This is a genomic window from Aeromonas sp. NJAU223 (genome assembly GCF_051125555.1).
In the GTDB taxonomy this organism is placed as follows: Bacteria; Pseudomonadota; Gammaproteobacteria; order Enterobacterales; family Aeromonadaceae; genus Aeromonas; species Aeromonas veronii_G.
The window spans coordinates 2,347,652-2,366,266 of sequence record NZ_CP144204.1; the positions used below are offsets into that span (position 1 = coordinate 2,347,652).

At 64.6% G+C, this 18,615-nt stretch carries 19 protein-coding genes; 13 read left to right on the forward strand and 6 right to left on the reverse strand.

What is annotated here, in order from left to right; all coding sequences use genetic code 11:
- The first annotated feature begins 50 nt into the window (after nt 1-50).
- From hisH to VZC39_RS10780, 6 genes are all read left to right on the forward strand, one after another.
- On the forward strand, nt 51-677 hold the full coding sequence (hisH, locus tag VZC39_RS10755; RefSeq protein WP_434662384.1) for an imidazole glycerol phosphate synthase subunit HisH: 627 nt from the start codon (nt 51-53) through the stop codon (nt 675-677).
- 15 nt (nt 678-692) lie between these two features.
- The gene (gene hisA / locus VZC39_RS10760) at nt 693-1,466 is read left to right on the forward strand and encodes a 1-(5-phosphoribosyl)-5-[(5-phosphoribosylamino)methylideneamino]imidazole-4-carboxamide isomerase (RefSeq protein ID WP_349917677.1); all 774 of its coding nucleotides are present in this window, start codon (nt 693-695) and stop codon (nt 1,464-1,466) included.
- Nucleotides 1,466-2,239 carry an imidazole glycerol phosphate synthase subunit HisF gene (hisF, locus tag VZC39_RS10765; RefSeq protein ID WP_349917679.1) on the forward strand — a complete coding sequence of 258 codons (774 nt, stop codon included), beginning with the start codon at nt 1,466-1,468 and terminating at the stop codon, nt 2,237-2,239. The genes hisA and hisF overlap by 1 nt, the downstream gene beginning before the upstream one ends.
- Nucleotides 2,232-2,867, forward strand: coding sequence for a bifunctional phosphoribosyl-AMP cyclohydrolase/phosphoribosyl-ATP diphosphatase HisIE (hisIE, locus tag VZC39_RS10770; RefSeq protein WP_349917681.1), 636 nt, complete (start codon nt 2,232-2,234; stop codon nt 2,865-2,867). Before hisF ends, hisIE begins: the two co-directional genes overlap by 8 nt.
- A gap of 270 nt (nt 2,868-3,137) precedes the next feature.
- On the forward strand, nt 3,138-3,428 hold the full coding sequence (locus VZC39_RS10775) for a hypothetical protein (protein WP_349917682.1): 291 nt from the start codon (nt 3,138-3,140) through the stop codon (nt 3,426-3,428).
- Nucleotides 3,429-3,534: 106 nt separating this feature from the next.
- The gene (locus VZC39_RS10780) at nt 3,535-3,834 is read left to right on the forward strand and encodes a hypothetical protein (protein ID WP_434662387.1); all 300 of its coding nucleotides are present in this window, start codon (nt 3,535-3,537) and stop codon (nt 3,832-3,834) included.
- A 77-nt stretch (nt 3,835-3,911) separates the two neighbouring features.
- Here VZC39_RS10780 and VZC39_RS10785 read toward each other — a convergent pair whose 3' ends face one another.
- Nucleotides 3,912-5,534, reverse strand: a complete 1,623-nt coding sequence (locus VZC39_RS10785) for an acyl-CoA synthetase (protein ID WP_434662390.1) — start codon at nt 5,532-5,534, stop codon at nt 3,912-3,914.
- Nucleotides 5,535-5,849: 315 nt separating this feature from the next.
- On the opposite strand from VZC39_RS10785, the gene VZC39_RS10790 reads away from it, so the two are divergent.
- Nucleotides 5,850-6,389: a glycine zipper 2TM domain-containing protein gene (locus VZC39_RS10790; RefSeq protein ID WP_349917689.1), complete on the forward strand. Its 540-nt coding sequence runs from the start codon at nt 5,850-5,852 to the stop codon at nt 6,387-6,389.
- Between the two features lie 80 nt (nt 6,390-6,469).
- Here VZC39_RS10790 and VZC39_RS10795 read toward each other — a convergent pair whose 3' ends face one another.
- From VZC39_RS10795 to fadI, 5 genes are all read right to left on the reverse strand, one after another.
- A complete protein-coding gene (locus tag VZC39_RS10795) occupies nt 6,470-7,354 on the reverse strand; it encodes an AEC family transporter (protein WP_434662392.1) in 885 nt (294 codons plus the stop codon).
- An 8-nt stretch (nt 7,355-7,362) separates the two neighbouring features.
- On the reverse strand, nt 7,363-7,920 hold the full coding sequence (locus tag VZC39_RS10800; protein WP_349917774.1) for a YaeQ family protein: 558 nt from the start codon (nt 7,918-7,920) through the stop codon (nt 7,363-7,365).
- Between the two features lie 186 nt (nt 7,921-8,106).
- Entirely contained in the window at nt 8,107-8,247 is a 141-nt protein-coding gene (locus VZC39_RS10805) for a TIGR02808 family protein (protein ID WP_083443334.1), read from the reverse strand.
- 272 nt (nt 8,248-8,519) lie between these two features.
- Nucleotides 8,520-10,667, reverse strand: coding sequence for a fatty acid oxidation complex subunit alpha FadJ (gene fadJ, locus VZC39_RS10810; protein ID WP_434662396.1), 2,148 nt, complete (start codon nt 10,665-10,667; stop codon nt 8,520-8,522).
- Between the two features lie 14 nt (nt 10,668-10,681).
- Nucleotides 10,682-11,992, reverse strand: a complete 1,311-nt coding sequence (gene fadI / locus VZC39_RS10815) for an acetyl-CoA C-acyltransferase FadI (RefSeq protein ID WP_349917777.1) — start codon at nt 11,990-11,992, stop codon at nt 10,682-10,684.
- Nucleotides 11,993-12,174: 182 nt separating this feature from the next.
- On the opposite strand from fadI, the gene VZC39_RS10820 reads away from it, so the two are divergent.
- The 6 genes from VZC39_RS10820 (at nt 12,175) to VZC39_RS10845 (ending at nt 18,589) form a co-directional block, all read left to right on the forward strand.
- On the forward strand, nt 12,175-13,125 hold the full coding sequence (locus VZC39_RS10820; protein ID WP_349917780.1) for an AAA family ATPase: 951 nt from the start codon (nt 12,175-12,177) through the stop codon (nt 13,123-13,125).
- Nucleotides 13,126-13,165: 40 nt separating this feature from the next.
- A complete protein-coding gene (locus VZC39_RS10825) occupies nt 13,166-14,062 on the forward strand; it encodes a DUF58 domain-containing protein (RefSeq protein ID WP_434662400.1) in 897 nt (298 codons plus the stop codon).
- Complete coding sequence (locus tag VZC39_RS10830; protein ID WP_349917783.1) at nt 14,047-14,580, forward strand: DUF4381 domain-containing protein; 534 nt, start codon at nt 14,047-14,049, stop codon at nt 14,578-14,580. Before VZC39_RS10825 ends, VZC39_RS10830 begins: the two co-directional genes overlap by 16 nt.
- Nucleotides 14,577-15,545 carry a VWA domain-containing protein gene (locus VZC39_RS10835; RefSeq protein ID WP_434662403.1) on the forward strand — a complete coding sequence of 323 codons (969 nt, stop codon included), beginning with the start codon at nt 14,577-14,579 and terminating at the stop codon, nt 15,543-15,545. Before VZC39_RS10830 ends, VZC39_RS10835 begins: the two co-directional genes overlap by 4 nt.
- 21 nt (nt 15,546-15,566) lie before the next feature.
- Nucleotides 15,567-17,045: a vWA domain-containing protein gene (locus VZC39_RS10840; protein ID WP_434662406.1), complete on the forward strand. Its 1,479-nt coding sequence runs from the start codon at nt 15,567-15,569 to the stop codon at nt 17,043-17,045.
- 92 nt (nt 17,046-17,137) lie between these two features.
- Nucleotides 17,138-18,589, forward strand: a complete 1,452-nt coding sequence (locus tag VZC39_RS10845; protein WP_434668458.1) for a hypothetical protein — start codon at nt 17,138-17,140, stop codon at nt 18,587-18,589.
- Nucleotides 18,590-18,615: the final 26 nt, after the last annotated feature.

The following is an 18,615-nucleotide window of genomic DNA, read 5'->3' on the forward strand; positions in this document are numbered from 1 at the left end:
CTTGTCTTGGGCGAACTGCCCATCTTTGTCGGCAACAAGGGAGTGTTGTGATGAGCGCACAGAACCTTGTCATTATCGACACCGGCTGTGCCAACCTGGCCTCGGTGCGGATGGCATTCGAGCGCCTCGGCGTGCAGCCGCAGGTCTCCCGCGAAGCCGCCGACATCGAGCAGGCCGACAAGCTGATCCTGCCCGGCGTCGGCACCGCCGTCGCCGCCATGAAGAACCTCAACGAACGGGGTCTGGTGCCGCTGATTCGCAATGCCAAGCAGCCGCTGCTCGGCTTTTGCCTCGGCATGCAGATGCTGGCCGAGGCCTCCGAGGAGACCATGACCGACGAGGATGACAACAGTAGTGCGCTTATCGAGGGCCTTGGCATAGTCCCCGGCAGGATCCGGCTGATGGAGGTGGGCAATCTGCGCCTGCCCCACATGGGCTGGAACCAGATAGCGCACGACGAGACGCACCCGCTGCTCAAGGGCATCCCGAGCGGCAGCTACTTCTACTTCGTCCACTCCTACGCCCTGGAGGTGACGGATGCCACGCTCGCTACCTGCGACTACGGCAGTCCCTTCACCGCCATCGTGGGGCGGGACAACTTCTTTGGCGCCCAATTCCATCCGGAGCGCTCCGGCCCGGCCGGTGCCCGCCTGCTGCAAAACTTTCTGGACTTATAAGGCAAGGAACCGCGAATGATTATTCCAGCCATTGATTTGATTAACGGTCAGGTAGTGCGCCTCTATCAGGGGGACTACGGCCAGAAGACGGCGTACAGCGACGCGCCCCAGGCACGCTTTGATGACTATGTGGCCCAGGGGGCGGCGCAGTTGCACCTGGTGGATCTGGACGGCGCCAAGGACGCCAAGGCGCGCCAACTTGCCCTCATCACCCGGTTGCTCGCCGCCACCGGCGCCCCGGTGCAGGTGGGCGGCGGGGTGCGCAGCGAACAGGACGTGGCAGACTTGCTGGCCGCCGGTGCCAACCGGGTGGTGATCGGCTCCACCGCGGTCAAGTCCCCGGAGCTGGTAGCGAGCTGGATGGAAAAATACGGTCCGGAGCGCATCGTGCTGGCGCTGGACGTGAACATAGACAGCGACGGCCAGCGCCAGATAGCGGTAGCGGGCTGGCAGGAGAACAGCGGCGTCACCATAGAGGCGCTCATCGAGCGCTTCCTCCCCGCGGGCCTCAGGCACGTGCTCTGCACCGACATCAGCCGTGACGGGACCCTGTCCGGCAGCAACGTCGAGCTCTATCGGGACTTGTGCGCCCGTTTCCCCACCGTGGCCTTCCAGGCCTCCGGCGGCATCGGCGCTCTTGCTGATATCGAGGCTCTCAAGGGCTCCGGCGTCAAGGGCATCATCCTCGGCCGCGCACTGCTTGAGGGCAAGTTCGATGTGGCGGGCGCCATCGCCTGCTGGGCAGATCAGCCGCAAGCGGCATCCGAGACGACAAGAGGGGACAACTGATGCTGGCAAGACGCATTATTCCCTGTCTCGACGTCAAAGATGGTGTCGTGGTCAAGGGCGTACAGTTTCGCAATCACGAGGTAATGGGGGGCATTGTCGAGTTGGCCCGCCGTTACGCCGAACAAGGGGCCGACGAGCTGGTGTTCTATGACATCACCGCCTCGAGCGATGCCCGCGTGGTGGACAAGAGCTGGGTGAGCCGGGTGGCGGAGGTCATCGACATCCCCTTCTGTGTCGCCGGCGGCATCAAGAGCGTGGAGGACGCCCGCCAGATCCTGGAGTTTGGCGCCGACAAGGTCTCCATCAACTCCCCGGCCCTGGCGGATCCGACCCTCATCACGGCGCTGGCGGAGCGCTTCGGCGTGCAATGCGTGGTGGTGGGCATCGACTCCTACTTCGACGCCGAAACCGGTGAGTATCAGGTCAAGCAGTTCACCGGCGACGAGAGTCGCACCCGTACCACCCCCTGGACCACCATGGAGTGGGTCAGGGAGGTGCAAAAGCGCGGCGCAGGCGAGATAGTGCTGAACGTGATGAACCAGGATGGCATGCGCCAGGGCTATGATCTCGAGCAGCTCAAACTGGTGCGGGCCCTGTGCAAGGTGCCGCTGATTGCCTCCGGCGGCGCTGGCACCATGGCACACTTTCGCGATGCCTTCACCCTGGCCGACGTGGACGGCGCCCTGGCGGCGTCCGTGTTCCACAAGGGTCTTATCCCCATTCCCGAATTGAAACGCTGGCTGAAAAACGAAGGAGTTGCCATCCGTGAATAATCAAGCCGTAAACAACGATATCCCGCTGATCGAACGCCTGGACTGGGCCAAGTGCGAGGGCATGATCCCCGCCATCGTCCAGCACGCCGCGAGCGGTCAGGTACTGATGCAGGGCTTCATGACCAAGGAAGCCCTGGCCAAGACCCAGGAAACCGGTCAGGTCACTTTTTTTAGTCGCAGCAAGCAACGGCTCTGGACCAAGGGAGAGAGTTCGGGTCACGTGCTCAGACTCGTCGCCATCAGCACCGACTGCGATCAGGACTCCCTGCTGATCGCCGCCGAGCCGGTCGGCCCCACCTGCCACCTGGGTACCCCCTCCTGCTTCGACGCCCACCCGGTGCCGCCGCTCGGTTTCCTCGCCGAACTCGAGCAGATCCTGGCGGCGCGCAAGGGCGCCGATCCCGCCACCAGCTACACCGCCAGCCTCTATGGCCGGGGCACCAAGCGCATCGCCCAGAAGGTGGGTGAAGAAGGGGTCGAGGTGGCGCTGGCTGCCATGGCCAAAGACAGGGAAGAGCTCATCAACGAGTCCGCGGATCTGCTCTACCACCTCACGGTCTTGCTGCAAAACGAGGGACTGGGGCTGAAAGACGTGGTACAGCGGCTCTATGAGCGGCACAACAAATAACATGCAATGACATAAACAACGGGCCCAATGGCCCGTTGCTTTACCAATGCTCTATGAAAAGTGGAACTGATAGCGATTCATTCCACCAAAACCACGTCAGATAGCAGTCCATCCCATTACGAATCAGCGCAGTTCCGCTTACAGCAGCAAGCCCTCGGCGCCACCCTTCCTCGGCATAATCCAACACAGCCAAGCCCCCGTTCAGGGAGTCGCCTCCGCGGGATGAGTCGCGATAATGGCCCACATTTCCTCATTTTTTTGCAGGACCCTATGAGCAAGTTTCAGGTGTTTGCCACCCCGGATGCCCCCGCCGCCTTTACCCTGCTCGACATGGGGGCGGACAACTTCCTTGTGGAGAAGGCCTTCTTGCTCGATCAGGGCTTTGAGGTCATAGGCGAACCCATATTGGCCCAGGATGCCGACACCGCGGCCCACGAGCATCAGCTCAACCTCGCCGACCCCAGCCGCCCCTATGGCGGGCCGGGCACCATAGGCCTCTTCAAGACCATATTGCTTCACGCTCCCAGGCTGTTTGGCAAGAAGGGAGCCACCAAGCGCTAGCTGAAACCGGCCTGCACAACAGTGTCTTTTGACGCCGCAGATGGGGGGTGCCCAGCAGGCCATGCGACCTCGATAATGGCGACATACCCCCAGCGCCAGAGGTCCTATGAGCAAATACCAGTTCTTTCGCCAGGAGCAGGATGCGGCCAGCGTCACCTTCCTGCTGATGTCCTCCCCTTCCTTCTTGTCCGAGAAGGAGCAGCTGCTCGAACAGGGCTTCGAGGTGGTGGGGGATTATATCGACGCGGCAAATGATGAAGAGGCCATCGCCAAGTTCAGAAGCGGCATGATTGAGCCCCTCACCGAGTACACCAAGACCACGGAGGAAGGGGGGCTCTATTACTTCCTCACCGGGATTGCCGAGTCCATCGGCAAACGGCTGAAGGGAACGAGTCACCCACGCTGAGGGTTGCCGCGCGTTTCCCTGCGTTAAACCCATAAAAAAACGGGCCAGCGCCCGTTTTTTATTGCCAGCATTGCCCATCACACCAGTTGCTGGCGCAGCATGAATTTTTGCACCTTGCCGGTGGAGGTCTTGGGGATCGCGGTGAAGATGATCCGCTTGGGCGCCTTGAAGTGAGCCATCTGCTCGCGGCAGAACGCAATGAGTTCGGCCTGAGTCAACTCCCTGCCCTCTTTGAGTTTGACGAAGGCGCAGGGCACCTCCCCCCACTTCTCGTCCGGCATGGCGATCACCGCCGCCTCCTCCACGTCCGGGTGGCGATAGAGCACATCCTCCACCTCCAGGCTGGAGATGTTCTCCCCACCCGAGATGATGATGTCCTTGGATCTGTCCTTGATCTCCACATAGCCGTCCGAGTGCCAGACCGCGAGATCCCCGCTTCGGAACCACCCCTGTGCCATCGCCTCCTCGCTGGCGGCCGCATTCTTGAGATAGCCCCGCATCACCACGTTGCCGCGCAGGAAGATCTCCCCCAGGGCCTTGCCATCCTGGGGCACGGGCTCGCCACTGACGGGGTTGGCCACGATCATCTCCCCCTGCAGGGGAGCCGTCACCCCCTGACGCGCCTTGAGGCGAGAGAGGGTCGTGGCATCCAGCCCTTCCCAACTACGCTGGGGCTCGCACACCACGCAGGGGCCATAGGTCTCGGTCAGCCCGTAAACGTGGGTGACGGCGATGCCCATGGCCTCCATGCCGGCAATCACGGTGGCCGGTGGCGCCGCCCCGGCGGTCATCGCCTTGATGGGATGGGTGAGCCCCACCTTGAGGGCCGGATCCGCGTTGTTGAGCATGTTCAGCACGATGGGCGCGCCGCAGAAGTGGCTCACCTTGTGCTCGTGCATGGCCTCGAAGATGGGCCCCGCCTGCACGTGGCGCAGGCAGACGCTCACCCCGGCAATGGCGGCCAGGGTCCAGGGGAAACACCAGCCGTTGCAGTGGAACATGGGCAGGGTCCACAGGTAGACGGGATGCTTGGGTAGCTCCCAGGAGAGCACGTTGTTGATGGCATTGAGGTGGGCGCCACGGTGGTGATAAACCACCCCCTTGGGGTTGCCGGTGGTGCCGGAGGTGTAGTTGAGGGAGATGGCCTGCCACTCGTCGCTTGGCAGCCAACCGGGTGCCTGCTCATCACCGCTGGCGAGCAGGGCCTCGTAGTCGAGATCCCCTGTCAGCTCCCCGTCCCGATAGAGGGGATCGTCGATGGCAATGACCAGTGGCTTGTGTTCAACCAGAGCCAGAGCCTGGCGGACCAGGGCGCCAAACTCTCTATCCACCAGCACCACCTTGCTCTGGGCATGCTGGAGGATGAAGGCGATGGACTCGGCATCGAGGCGGGTATTGATGGTATTGAGCACGGCGCCGCTCATGGGCACCCCGAAGTGGGCCTCGAACATGGCGGGCACATTGGGGGCGACGATGGATACCGTGTCCCCCTCGCCGATGCCACGCTGGCGCAAGGCCGAGGCGAGACGGCGACAGCGCCGTTCGGTCTCTCCCCAGCTCTGGCGCAATGCGCCATGGATCAGCGCCGGGTAGTCGGGATAGACCCGCGCCGCCCGCCCGAGGAAGCTTAAAGGGGTGAGCGCCTCGAAGTTGGCGCCATTTTTATCAAGACCTGTCTCATAGATGTTCTGGCTCGTCATCGGATCCTTCCTTGTCGGGTACAAAGCCGTGCCGGGAACGCGCCCTGGCCTCATGCCGGTGGCGACGTTGCGGTTCTTGGCAAAGGGTATCAAGGGGGCCGGGTCCCAGATATTAGCAAAACGTAGTAGGTTGCCTTCGGCGAAGGCCCTGCCCCGTTTTGTCGCCAAACACAGACGCCTTTTTGATGTGGTCATTTTTTGCGCAGTCAGCCCCTGTCGCAGACAGGGGCTCCTTTGCTTGAGCGGGAGAGACAAAATGACAAGAATGTCCACAAGCCCAAAGAGCGGGCAATCACAGTAGACAGGAGTAAAGAGATGAACAAATCCATGTTGGCAGGTGTCGGGATCGGGATTGCCGCTGCGTTGGCATTGTCGGCGGCAGCCAGCGGATCCCTCTTCTCATCCGAGCCCCAGTTTGCAGAGGTGCTGGCCAGCAAGCCGGTGACCGAAACCATCAAGACCCCGCGTCAGGAGTGCCGCAACGTCACCGTCACCCACCGCAAGCCGGTGCAGGATGAGCACAAGATCCTGGGGACCGTGGTCGGTGCAGCCCTGGGTGGCGTCGTCGGCCACCAGTTCGGTGGCGGCAGCGGCAAGAAGGTCGCCACCGCAGCGGGAGCCGTGGCCGGTGGCTACGCAGGCAACCAGGTGCAGGGCAACATGCAGGCCGGTGATACCTACACCACCACCGAGCAGCGCTGCAAGACAGTACAAGACAGCAGCACCCGCACCCTGGGTTACGACGTGACCTATCGTCTCGCCGGCCAGGAAGGGGTGGTGCGGATGGAACAAAAACCCGGCAACACCATTCCGGTCAAGGATGGCAAGCTGGTACTGAGCAACGTGCAGGGTTGATACTCCGTTAGGAGCGCCCGGCCATGAAAAAGGCCCACCGGATGGTGGGCCTTTTCCATTGCTGCCGATTAGTCACCGGGTCAATTCCCCAGATGCAGTGCCAGCCAGACCGCCAGCGGGATCACCAGCACCGAGAGGGCGTTGCCGCCGAGCACTATGCTGGCCACCTTCTCGGGCTGGCACTGGTACTGCTCGCACAGCATGTAGTTGAGCACCGCAGGGGGCAGCGCCACCGACAGGGTCAGCAGCGGGATCCACGCCGGATCCAGCGGCAACAGCCAGACCACGAACCAGAGCGACAGACCCCCGGCCAGCAGATAGAGCAGGTTGCATTTGAGCGCCAACCCCAGGTGTTCAAGCTCCCCTTCCAGCAACCGGATGCCGAGGGCAAACAGCATCAGCGGCACCGACAGCTGCCCCAGCAGGGAGGCACTGGTCACCACATAGGCCGGCAGCGAGATCTGCAGATTGGCCACCAGCAATCCCGCCAGCGCCGCCCACAGCATGGGGCTGCGCAGCCAGAGCCAGCGAGAGGCGTTGGCCGAGAGCAGGAAGATCCCCACCGAGAAGTGCAGCAGGTTGGAGAGCACGAACAGGATCACGATGGCGCCGAGCTGTTGCTCGCCAAACGCCAGCACCATCAGGGGGATGCCGAGATTGCCCGTGTTGCGGAACATGGCGGGCAGGATCAGCGCCGCCCGCTCCATCTCCCTGGGCCTTATCAGAGAGAGCAGCAGGCCCGGCAGCAGGATCACCAGGGTGCCGGCGGCGATGAGGGGCAGATGATCCCCGAGCGCCAGGGGGTATTTCACCAGCGCCGAGAACACCAGCGCCGGGGAGAAGAGTTCGATGTTGGCGCGATTGATGTAGCCGAGCTCGGCTCCCCCACGCAACCGGCCGTAGAGGGCCCCGAGGCCCACCACGGCAAACACCGGAATGACGATATCGAGCAGGGTCGCGAACATGGAACGGCCTAGATCTCCCGGGCGGGTTTGCCCATCAGCACAATGGGATCGAGGGTCACTTCCTGCTGGCCGTTGCTCACCCAGAGCTGACCGTCCGAGATGGTGCAGGTCAGCGCCATGGTGCGCTCGACCATGGCGGTGAGCGGCAGGGTCTGGCTGTCGGAGAGTTCAATGATGCTCAGGTTGTCATGCTGGCTGAGCTTGCCCTGATTCTGCTTCCACCAGACGCTGGTGCCACGGCCGCCGTAGAGGTAGAGCACCACCTGGCGGGAGCGATTGCAGGCTTTCTTGAGCCGTTTCTCATCGGGCTGGCCCAGCTCGATCCAGAGTTCAATCTCGTCGGAATAGTTCTTCAGCCAGAGTTCTGGCTCGTCGTCCGCCGACAACCCCTTGGTGAACTCCAGCCGCTCGGCGGCGTGCCAGGCGAAGGCCGCCAGGCGGATCATCATGCGCTCGTCGGTCTCGGAGGGGTGACGGGCCAGGGTGAGGGAGAAATCCTGATACTGATGGCGGTCCATGTCGGACAGACTGAGTTGCGCCTTGAATACGGTTGCCTTGAGAGCCATAGAAACCTTGAATACCTTGAAGTGGAATACGCGCCGAAAAACTGCGCGCCAGTGTACTCAATATTGACGCAGGGTTCGACCGCCAGGCCGAAGATTTGCCCGGGAGGGCGCAGATAAGTGCTTAAAAGATGAGAAAAACAAATGCCAGCCCGAAGGCTGGCATTTGGCGGTATGAACCGGACTGGATCATTTCTCGGCGGACTTGACCCCGAAGAGGTTGAGCAGCACGCAGCAGGTCACGGCGACGGCTACAAATCCGCTCAGGAAGATAAAAGGCATGGCCCCGTATCCCAATATGTTCCAGATGGTTTGTTCAAGCAGACTCATAATGTGTCCTTCATCCAGTGAAAATGGGTGTCCCTCTTGGTTGCGGGTATGTTCCCGCTCCGATGGGACTATTTGAACTCAAGCGGCCCCCAACGCCTATGCCACCAAAGTAATAAATAGGGGGCTGGTTTGCGCCAGATCAATAATTCCCCCCCCCTTTTCCATCCGCAATGGTCCCCCGCTGAACCATAGCCGACTCCGGCGGGATAGCACCAGATGAAAGAGGCGGCCCTGGGCCGCCTATTGCTCATCACGAATGCAGTGCCTTCACATCAATAGAAGCTCTGCCGCTCCGCCGCCATCGCCTTGAGGCGTGCGCAGGGGGCGAAGCGATCCCCGTGGCGCTTCTGATAGTGCTCGAGACGCTCCACCAGATGGGGGATGCCGAGGCTGTCCATGTAGCGGAAGGGGCCACCCAGGAACGGCGGGAAGCCGATGCCGAAGATGGCGCCGATGTCGCCGTCACGGGCCGAGGCCACCACGCCGGCATCCAGGGCCATGGCCGCTTCGTTGAGCATCATCAGCACGCAGCGCTCTGCCATTTCCTGGCGGGCCAGCTTGGGAGAGACCGACACCCCGAGCACGGCGTAGACGCTGTCATCCACCGTCTTTTTGCCCTCCTTGCCGGTGAGCTTGTTGCGCGGCGCGGCCTTGCCATAGAGGTAGAAGCCCTTGCCGTTCTTGCGCCCCTTGCGCTCGTTTTGCAGCAGCTTGTCAAACGCCGCCGGCGCCTGGAACTGCTCGCCGCCGAGCTCTTTTTCGAGGATGGGGGAGATCTTGGCCCCCACGTCGATGCCCACCTCATCCAACAGCTGGATGGGGCCGACCGGGAAGCCGAAGTCAAGCAGGGCGCCGTCCAGCACCTCCACCGGTTCCCCTTCCAGCACCAGCCGGGCCGCCTCGTTCATGTAGGGCGCGAGGATGCGGTTCACGTAGAAACCGGCCTCGTCCTTGACCACGATGGGCGTCTTGCCCTGTGCGCGGGCGAAGGCCAGGGTAGTAGCCACCGTCTCCGGGCTGGTACCGGCGTGGGGGATGATCTCGGCCAGCGGCATCTTGTCCACCGGGCTGAAGTAGTGCAGGCCCACCACACGCTCCGGATGGGCGGCGTTGGCCGCAATCTGGTGGATGGGCAGGGAAGACGTGTTCGAGGCAAACACGGTCTGCTCGCCGCATTCCCGCTCCACGTCCTGCACCATCTGATGCTTCAAGGCGAGATCTTCAAACACCGCCTCCACCACCATGTCGACCCGGTGGAAGCCCGAATAATCCAGGGTGCCGGACAGCATATTCATCTGCTTTTCCAGATCGCTACGCAAGATCTGACGACGTTTTAGCTTCTTGGACAGCAGATCGTAGCTGTAACGCATGGCATTGCCGATGCCTGCACTGGCGACGTCCTTGATCCGCACCGGCACCCCGGCCTTGGTGGCGGTAACAAACGCGATACCACCCCCCATCAGGCCTCCACCGAGCACGGCAGCCTGGCTGACCTTGCGCGGTGCAGCCCCCTGGTAGACCACCTCCTTCTTCATCTCGGTGGTGGCGAAGAAAAGGGAGCGCAAAGAGGCAGATTCAGGCGTCATCACCAGCTCGCCGAAGTGGCGAGCCTCGGCGGTGAGGCCGGCCTGCATCCCCTCCTCCACGCCGATGCGCACCACCTCGAGGATCCGCTCGGGCGCCGGGTAGTTGCCACGGGTCTTGCTCATCACCCCCTTGCGGGCTTGATCGAACAACACCTTGCGACCCAGGGCGTTGGTTTCCAGCAACTTGCCCTGCAGATCCCGTTTGAGGGCATGGCGCGGCTTGCCCTTCTTGGCCAGTTTGACGGCGGCCTCCAGCAGGATGGACGGGGGCACCACATCATCCACCAGACCGAGCTTCTTGGCCTGCTTGGCGCGCACCTGCTTGCCGGTCAGGATGAGATCCAGTGCCTTGGCCACCCCGATGAGGCGTGGCAGGCGCTGGGTACCGCCGGAGCCCGGCAGCAGGCCGAGCTGCACTTCCGGCAGGCCCAGCACCGTCTTGCCGTGATCCGTGATGACCCGGCCGTGGCAGGCCAGGGCCAGCTCCAGCCCGCCGCCGAGGCAGGGGCCGTGAATGGCGGCAATCACCGGGATGCCGAGGGCCTCGATCTCGGCGAACACCTGCTGCCCTTCCCGGGCCAGCTGCTGGGCGTCGCTCGCGCTGGTGCAGGCCGCCAGCATGCTGATGTCGGCTCCCGCGATGAAGGAGTCCTTCTTGCCGGAGACCACCACCAGGCCGATCAGATCCTTGTTCGCCTTCACCTCGGCCAACAAGTCCCGGATCTCGCCCGCAAATGAGGCCTTGAGGGTATTCATGCTCTCGCCGGGCACATCCATGGTCAGGATGCCGATGCCGTCCTTGCGAACGGCCAGCGCGAAGGTATTGGTACTCATCTTGTTCGTCTCCATTATTCCACCTCCAGCACCATGGCTGCCCCCAGTCCGCCCGCGGCGCAGGCGGTGTTGAGGGCAAGGCCCCCGCCCCGGCGGCGCAGTTCGTTGAGGGTCTGGGTGATCATGCGTGCCCCGGTCGCGGCGAAGGGATGGCCATAGGCCAGGGAGCCGCCGAGCACGTTGAACTTGTCCATGTCCACCTCGCCAATGGCACTGTCACGACCCAGCTTGTCCCGGGCGAACTCGGCGCTGGCAAACATCTTGAGGTTGGCCAGGGTCTGGGCGGCGAACGCCTCGTGCATGTCGATCAGGGTCAGATCGCCGAGGGTGATGCCGGCGCGGTCCAGTGCCAGCGGGGTGGCGTAGGAGGGGCCCATCAGCATGTCCTGCCACACATTGATGGCGGAGAAGGCGAAGCTGCGGATATAACCGAGCGGCTCCAGCCCCAGCTCCTTCGCCCGTCCCTCGCGCATCAGAAGCACGGCGGCGGCGCCATCGGTGAGCGGGGTGGCGTTGGCGGCGGTGACGGAGCCATGCAGCCGGTCGAATACGGGTTTGAGCTTGGCGTAGCTTGCCAGGTCAGAACTCTCGCGGATGTTGTTGTCCCGCTCAAGGGGCGACTTGTAGGGGGGCACGTGGGCGGTGAACACCTCGTCGCTCAATTTGCCCTCGGCCCACGCCTGCGCCGCCAGGGTATGGGAGCGGTGCGCCAGGGCGTCCTGGGCTTCGCGGCTGATACCGTGACTCTTGGCCATCTGCTCGGCGGTCTGGCCCATGGAGAGACCGGTGGAATACTCGGCCACCGCCGGCGGCACCGGCATCAGATCCTTGATACGCAGCCTGCGCAGGATATTGAAACGTTGCTGGAGGTTTCGGGCCTTGTTCAAGTCCACCAAGGCGCGCGCCAGGGTCTTGCTCACCCCGATGGGCAGCACGGAGGAGGAGTCGGCGCCGCCGGCGATGGCAATGTCGACGCTGCCGGCCACGATGGACTCGGCCACGTTGGCCACCGCCTGGAAACTGGTGGCGCAGGCGCGCGACACGCTATAGGCATCGGTACTGACGCTCATGCCGGTGCCGAGCACGATCTCGCGGGCGATGTTCGGCGCCTCCGGCATCTGCACTACCTGGCCGAATACCAGCTGATCGATGAGCATGGGATCGAGGTCGGTACGGGCGAGCAGCTCGCTCACCACCAGCTTGCCGAGATCCACCGCAGGCACCCCGTGAAAGGCGGTTGCCTGCTTGGCAAAGGGGGTGCGCAGACCCGCCACGACGGCAATCCGTTCGCCCTGGCGCGTCGTCAGTTTCAATGGCTGTTTCATCCTGGCTCCTTGGGTTGAAGGGTAGAGGTCTGACCTCATTGCGCCACATCTTAACAATCCAATCACAACTTTCATACGCCTGATTGAAACTAAATTGTCGCCATCTCGGCCCCCTCCCTCGCCCTCGTCGGGCATCTGGGGTATAAAAAGAGCAACTTCTATTAAAACAACGGCTTCATCTCATGACAGCGACCGGGTTCAGACAACTAAGCGACTATCTTGGCAGCCAGATCCTGGGTCAGGGCCCCCTCATCGAGGGGCTCCTGATCGCCCTGTTATGTGAAGGACATGTGTTGATCGAAGGCGCCCCTGGCCTTGCCAAGACCCGGGCCGTCAAGGCGCTGGCCGGCGCCGTGGAGGGACGCTTTGCCCGCATCCAGTTCACCCCGGATTTGTTGCCCGCCGATCTCACCGGCAGCGAGGTGTTTCACCCCCAGGATGCGAGCTTCGTGTTCCAGCCCGGCCCCCTGTTCAACCATCTGGTGCTGGCAGACGAGATCAACCGGGCGCCCGCCAAGGTGCAATCCGCCCTGCTGGAGGCCATGGCGGAGCACCAGATCACGGTTGGCAAGAAGAGCTGGCGCCTGCCGCCACTCTTCATGGTGGCGGCCACGCAAAATCCGATAGAACAGGAAGGCACCTACCCCCTGCCGGAAGCCCAGCTCGATCGCTTCTTGCTCAAACTCATGGTGGAGTACCCGAGCCCCGCCGTGGAGCTCGCCATCTTGCAGCTCAATGCCCGGGGCGAGCAGGTCGCCTCCCCGCCCCTGACCCTGAGTCAGGCCGATCTGCAACGCGCCCGCACCGAGGTGTTGAATGTTCAGATGCAGGGGCGCCTCGAGCACTACCTGGTGCAGCTGGTCTGCGCCACCCGCCCAGGCAGCGGGCTCTGCCCCGAGCTCGCCCCCCTCATCACGGTCGGCGCCAGCCCCAGGGCCAGCATTGGTCTCGCTCGGGCTGCCCGGGCGCGGGCCTGGCTCGCCGGGCGCGACTTCGTGCTGCCGGAGGATATCCAGCAGCTCGCCCCCGCCGTGCTGCGCCATCGCCTCATCCCGAGTTATCAGGCGCTGGCCGACAACCTCGACAACGAGGCGCTGATCGCACTCCTGCTGGACACCATACCGTGCCCCTGAGCCCCGCTCTCACACCGGATCATCGACAAGGGGGGCGCACATGTCCCTGATCGCCGATACCGATCCCCGCCAGCATCCGGATATCGCCCTGCCGCTGGATCGCTTGCTGGCCATCCGGCTCTGGGCAAGAACGGGCCCCCGGGCCCGCGTCCATCAGGCGAAGCAGGGCCGGATCGGGCGGATGCCGGGCTTGAGTTTTCGCGAACTGCGCGCCTATCAGGCGGGGGACGAGGTGCGCCACATCGATTGGCGGGTGACCGCCCGCCTCGGCCGCCCCTATACCCGTCTCTATGGGGAGGAGCAGGAGCAGGCTCACTGGCTGCTGCTGGATCTCTCCCCGGCCATGTACTTCGGCTCGGGGCCACAGCTCAAAGCCCGCCTGGGTTGCGAGCTCGCCGCCGCCCTGCTCTGGCAGGGGGAAAAACAGGCCAACACCCTGATCTGCCAGGGTGCGCAGAGCCAGATCACCGTCCAGCGCGGCTCGCTCCTGCCCCTGCTGCAAACCCTCTGCCACCAGTACGCGCTGGGGCTGGATCGCGCGCCCTGCCCCCAGTCCCTCGCCCAGACCCTCGCCAGACAAACCCTGCCCCAGGGGGCCAGACTCACCCTCATCGGGGATCACAAACCCTGCGATCCCGCCCTGCGCCAGCAGTTGCAGCGCCTTGGCCAGAGACATGACATTCACTACTGGCAGATCCGGGATCCCCTGGAGGCGACCCTGCCAGAGGCGGGACGGTTGGCGGTGCAGACAGGCAGACATAGCGGCTGGCTCGATGGAAACAGCGTATCTTTCAGGTTTAAATACCAAGAAGCAGCAGAAGGTATCGCAGAGTCAGGACAACAGCAGTTGTTACCTCTGGTGCAGCGCCTCTATCGTCTCGACAACGGCAAACCCCTGCAGCGCCAGTGGCAGGAGGGTAGATGCCGTCTGATCTGATTGCCCCCGAGGGTTCCCCCTCCAGCGCGCCCACGGAGCGACTCGCCGAGATCCAGGCCCAGCTGCGGGACATCCATCCCGGGGCCGCCCTGACCAGCCCTGCGGATCCCCGCCTGCCGGCGCTCGGCTGGTTGGTGATCATCCTGCTGGCCATCTGCCTGATCACGCTACTTGGCAAGACGAGCTGGCACCAGCGCCGCTGGGCTCGCCAGCTGACATGGCAGGGCCCGGACCTCGTCCCCCGCCTGCAAACCACCCTGCGAGCGGCAGCCCTGGCCCGCTGGCCCGAGGCACGGACCCTGCAGGGGGACGCCTGGCTCCGCTGGCTGGATGAGCGGGGAGGCAGCCACTTCCATGCCTTCGCCAGGGAGTGGCCACTGTGGCTCTATGGTCAGGGGGAGCCCGACGCAGAGCAGCGTGCCCAACTGCGCCGCGCTTACCTGCGCTGGGGTCGGCGCTGCGTCAGTGCGCCCCGGATCCCCTTCCTGGCGCGCGCCCCTCGCAGGCGGGCCCCATGATCCTCGCCTGGCCCTGGTTCGCCCTCGCCCTGGTGCTGCCCTTGCTGGTGCGCTTCGGGTTGCCGCCGCTGCTCCCCGGCCGGCGCGGCCTTTCCCACGACGGTTTTCCCCTGCTGCAACCCCAGGCGGGACAACCCCTCTGGCGCATGACCCTGTGCTGGTGCGCCCTGGTGCTGGCCCTGTGCCGCCCCCAGTGGCAGGAGGAGCCCCTCGTCCATTACCAGACCAGCCGGGATCTCATCCTGGCGGTGGATCTCTCGGACAGCATGCGCACCCAGGACATGCTCGACGACGGTGAACAGCGCGATAGGCTCAGTGCCGTGAAGACGCAGATCCAGGCCCTCATCCGCAGCCGGGAAGGGGATCGCATCGCCCTGGTGGTGTTTGCGGATCATGCTTATCTGCTCTCCCCCCTCACCCAGGATACCCAGGCTCTGCTGACCCTCTCCCGGGAGCTTGACTTTGATCTGGTGGGGCGTACCACCGCCCTCGGGGAGGCTATACAGCTGGCCCGCCAGCATGCCGAACCCGGTCGCTCCACCGCCCTCATGCTGGTGACCGATGGCCGCAACACCGCAGGCAATGCGGATCCCCTGACCGAGGCCAGGCACGCCAGCGCCGCGAACATTCGTCTCTACACCCTGGGGGTGGGGGCCGATCCCGGCACCTTCGCCGATGTCCAGTCCCCGGGGAGCCAGGATCCCAGCGCCGAGCTGGATGAGCCCCTGCTGAGGCAGTTGGCCGAACTCGGCCATGGCCGCTATTTCCGGGCCCGCTCCCAGAGCGATCTCGCGGACATCAATCAGGCCATCGACAGCCTGGAGCCCATCGCCCGCCCCCGCCTTCTCTATCGCCCGAGCCTGGAGCTCTATCCCTGGCCGCTGGCGCTGGCCCTGTTGATGCTGATGTGGCCCGCTCGCCTTCGCTGGCCCTCGCGACAATCACGGAGAGCCGCCCATGACTAGCCAGATGAAAGGAGTGTCGTGATGGAGCTGATCCTGCTGCGCCCGCTCTGGCTGCTGGCACTGCTGCCCTGGCTCTGGCAGGGTTGGCGGCGTAACCATCAGGCCGCGCTGCTCGCCCCCGCCATGGCGGCCTATCTGCTGCCGCGGCAAGGCCGCTCTCGCCCCTGGCTCTGGCTGGCCTGTCTGCCGTTGATCCTGGCCCTCGCCGGCCCCGCCCTGCGCCAACAAAGCCAACCGGTTACCCAGCCTGCCACCGACATCTGGCTGCTGGATCTCTCCGATTCCATGCTGGCCCAGGATCTGGCGCCGGATCGGGCGACCCGGGTGAGGTTGATGCTGCAAGAGATGCTGGCCCAGAGTGGACAGCACCCGGTCGCCCTCATTCTGTATGCCGCCGATGCCTACCTCGCCATGCCCCCGAGCCGTGACCATGACGCCATCGCTCTGTTGCTGCCGGACCTTCGCCCGTCCATCATGCCGCTGCAAGGCAGCGCCCCTGAGCGGGCCGTCGCCCTGGCGCTCGCCCAGATCCCCGCCGGCCAGCAGGCGCGGCTCCTGCTCATCACCGACGGGCTATCTCCCCGCCAAATGGATCACATCGCCGCCCAGTGGCCCTGTCAGGGCAGTCTCTTCTGCCATGACTCTGCCAGCCCCCGCCTCGATATCCTGCTGGCCAACGGGGGCCAGGCCACTCCCTTGCCTCCGGCCAGCGAACCCGGGCTGAACCTGCGTCTCGGGCGCGTCCTCCCTCCCCCCGATGTGGATGCCATGACCCGGCTTGCCAGCCAGCTCGGCGGCTCGCTGCAGTGGTTGCAGGCAGGCACCCCGCGCTTTACGCCCCTGCCCATGACCCAGACCCCGAGTGAGGGACAATCCCGGGATCTCGGCCCCTGGCTGCTGATCCCCCTGCTGCCGCTGGCGCTGCTGGCCCGCGTCGGTTCGGCCTGGCTGCTCTTGCTGGGCCTGGGGCTGGGTCTGACCAGCCCCCCCTCGCTGTACGCCAAACCAGCGCTCCCCGCCGCCTCCCCGCCGCTGTCGATGCAGGAGGGGGAAGCCTGGCAGGCTTATCAGCACGGGGATTATCTGACTGCCGCCCGTACCTTCGAGGACGCCATCTGGCAGGGCAATGCCTGGTACAGAGCGGGGGACTATGAGCGCGCGGCGAAGGCCTATGGCCGTGCCAGCAGTGCCACCGCCCACTACAACCGGGGCAATGCCCTGGTGCAGCTGGGCAACCTTAGCGGCGCCGAACAGGCCTACCTGGCCGCCCTGGCGCTGGATCCCCGCAATGAGGACGCGATCCATAATCTGGCCCTGCTGCGCCCCCAATCCTCCCAGGCGGCTTCCCGTTCCCAGGCCGGCACTCCCGAGCAAACTAGGGAGCAAGATGCCACTCCGGAGCGCCCCCGCCCCCCTGCGCCCCCCGTTATCTTGCTGGAGCAGCGGCTTCGAAAGGAGGCGCAGCGCCGTCCCCTGCTCAAGGTGGAGGAGCCCTGGTGACAACGCCAGCCTCCCGCCTCTCATGGCTCAGACCCGGCATCGGGCCCCTGTCCCCCTTCTTGCGACTCGCCACGTTGCTCGTTTTATTCGCCATGCCAGTGCAGGCCGCCCCTCCCCGGGCACAGTTGCTGCCAGGGCAGAGCGAGGGGAGCTGGCTGCTTGTCATCGAGGCCGATGGCGAGCGGGGCAGTGATGAGCTCAAGCTCACCCCGCTGCTGCGCCAGTTCGCCGTGGGCCGGGTCAGCATCAGCCGCGTCAGCACCCCGGTCACCCGCCTGACCCGCTGGCAGATCCCCCTGCACCGGGTCGCGAGTGACGCAAACCAGATCCCGCCTCTGACGGTGGGGGCCGAGCAAACCCCCGCATTGCCGCTCACCAGTCGCCCGCCGCCGGACTCACAGGCGAGGCCCGCCGCCTCCCCCATTGAGCTGATCACCAGCGTCCCGCACCAGGGGCCGCTCTACCCCGGCCAGCCCTTCATCTATGAGCTCAGCCTCTGGCTGCCCGCCAACCTGGAGGCCCCCAATCTCGGCGAACCGGTCGGTGAGGACTTCATCATTCGCCGCCTCGGCAACGATCAGTGGGAATCTCCTGCCAGCCCGGGCATGCCAGGCACACTGACCCGCAAGTGGCTGCTGCAGGCCAAGGAGGCGGGACTGCACCCTGTCGAGTCTCCCCGCTTCCAGGGACGCCTGCCCCAGTCATACGGTGGCAGCGAAGCCCTCTCCGCCAGGGCCGCCACCCGCCTCATCAAGGTAGACAAGGCGCCGGTGGAACCGGTGGCCAGCAGCCTGGTGCTGACCGAGCAGTTCACTCCGGCGTCGGGCGCCCGGACCGGCGAGCCGATGATCCGCACCCTGACTCTGGTCATGGAGGGCGGGGATGGCAGCCGCATGAGGCTGCCGCCTCAGGCCCCCTTGCCAGCAGGCCTCACGATGAGGCCAGATGGGGAGCAACAGCAGGAGCGCTTCCTTGCCAAGGGGGCCCTGCGCAGTGAGCATCAATGGCGCCAGGCTCTGATTGCCGAGGCGCCCGGCCGCTACGTGCTGCCCGCCGTGGAGCTGTCCTGGTTCAATACCCTGAGCGGACGCATCGACCATGCAAACCTGCCGCCCAGGACGCTGGTATTCGAAGGCTCGGTGGATGAGGAAGCAAGCCCCCCCCTCACGCCTGTTGGGGAGAGCCTGCTCTGGGTACTGGGGGCGCTGCTGCTGCGCGGCTTGTGCCAGCATGGGACGCGCTGGCTGGCATTCTGGCGCCTGCAAAGGGCGCTGGCCCGGCAAGAGCCGGACTCGGCCAGGTGGGCACTGCTCGGTTGGGGGGAACTGCGTTGGGGAAAAGCCTGCCTGCATCTGTCCAGCCTGCCCTGTCATCGGGATCCCGTCATCGCTCCCTTGCTCGATGCACTGGACAGGGCCTGTTTTGCCGACGTTTCCCGCACGCCGGTCCAGCTGCACTGGTCCGCGCTCGCCAAGGGATTGTGCACCAGAGAAACTTTTGCGATAGCCTATCTCCTCAGGAAACTGGCGTGTATTCATGAGTGAATGCACAGCAAGCCACCTCAGATAAA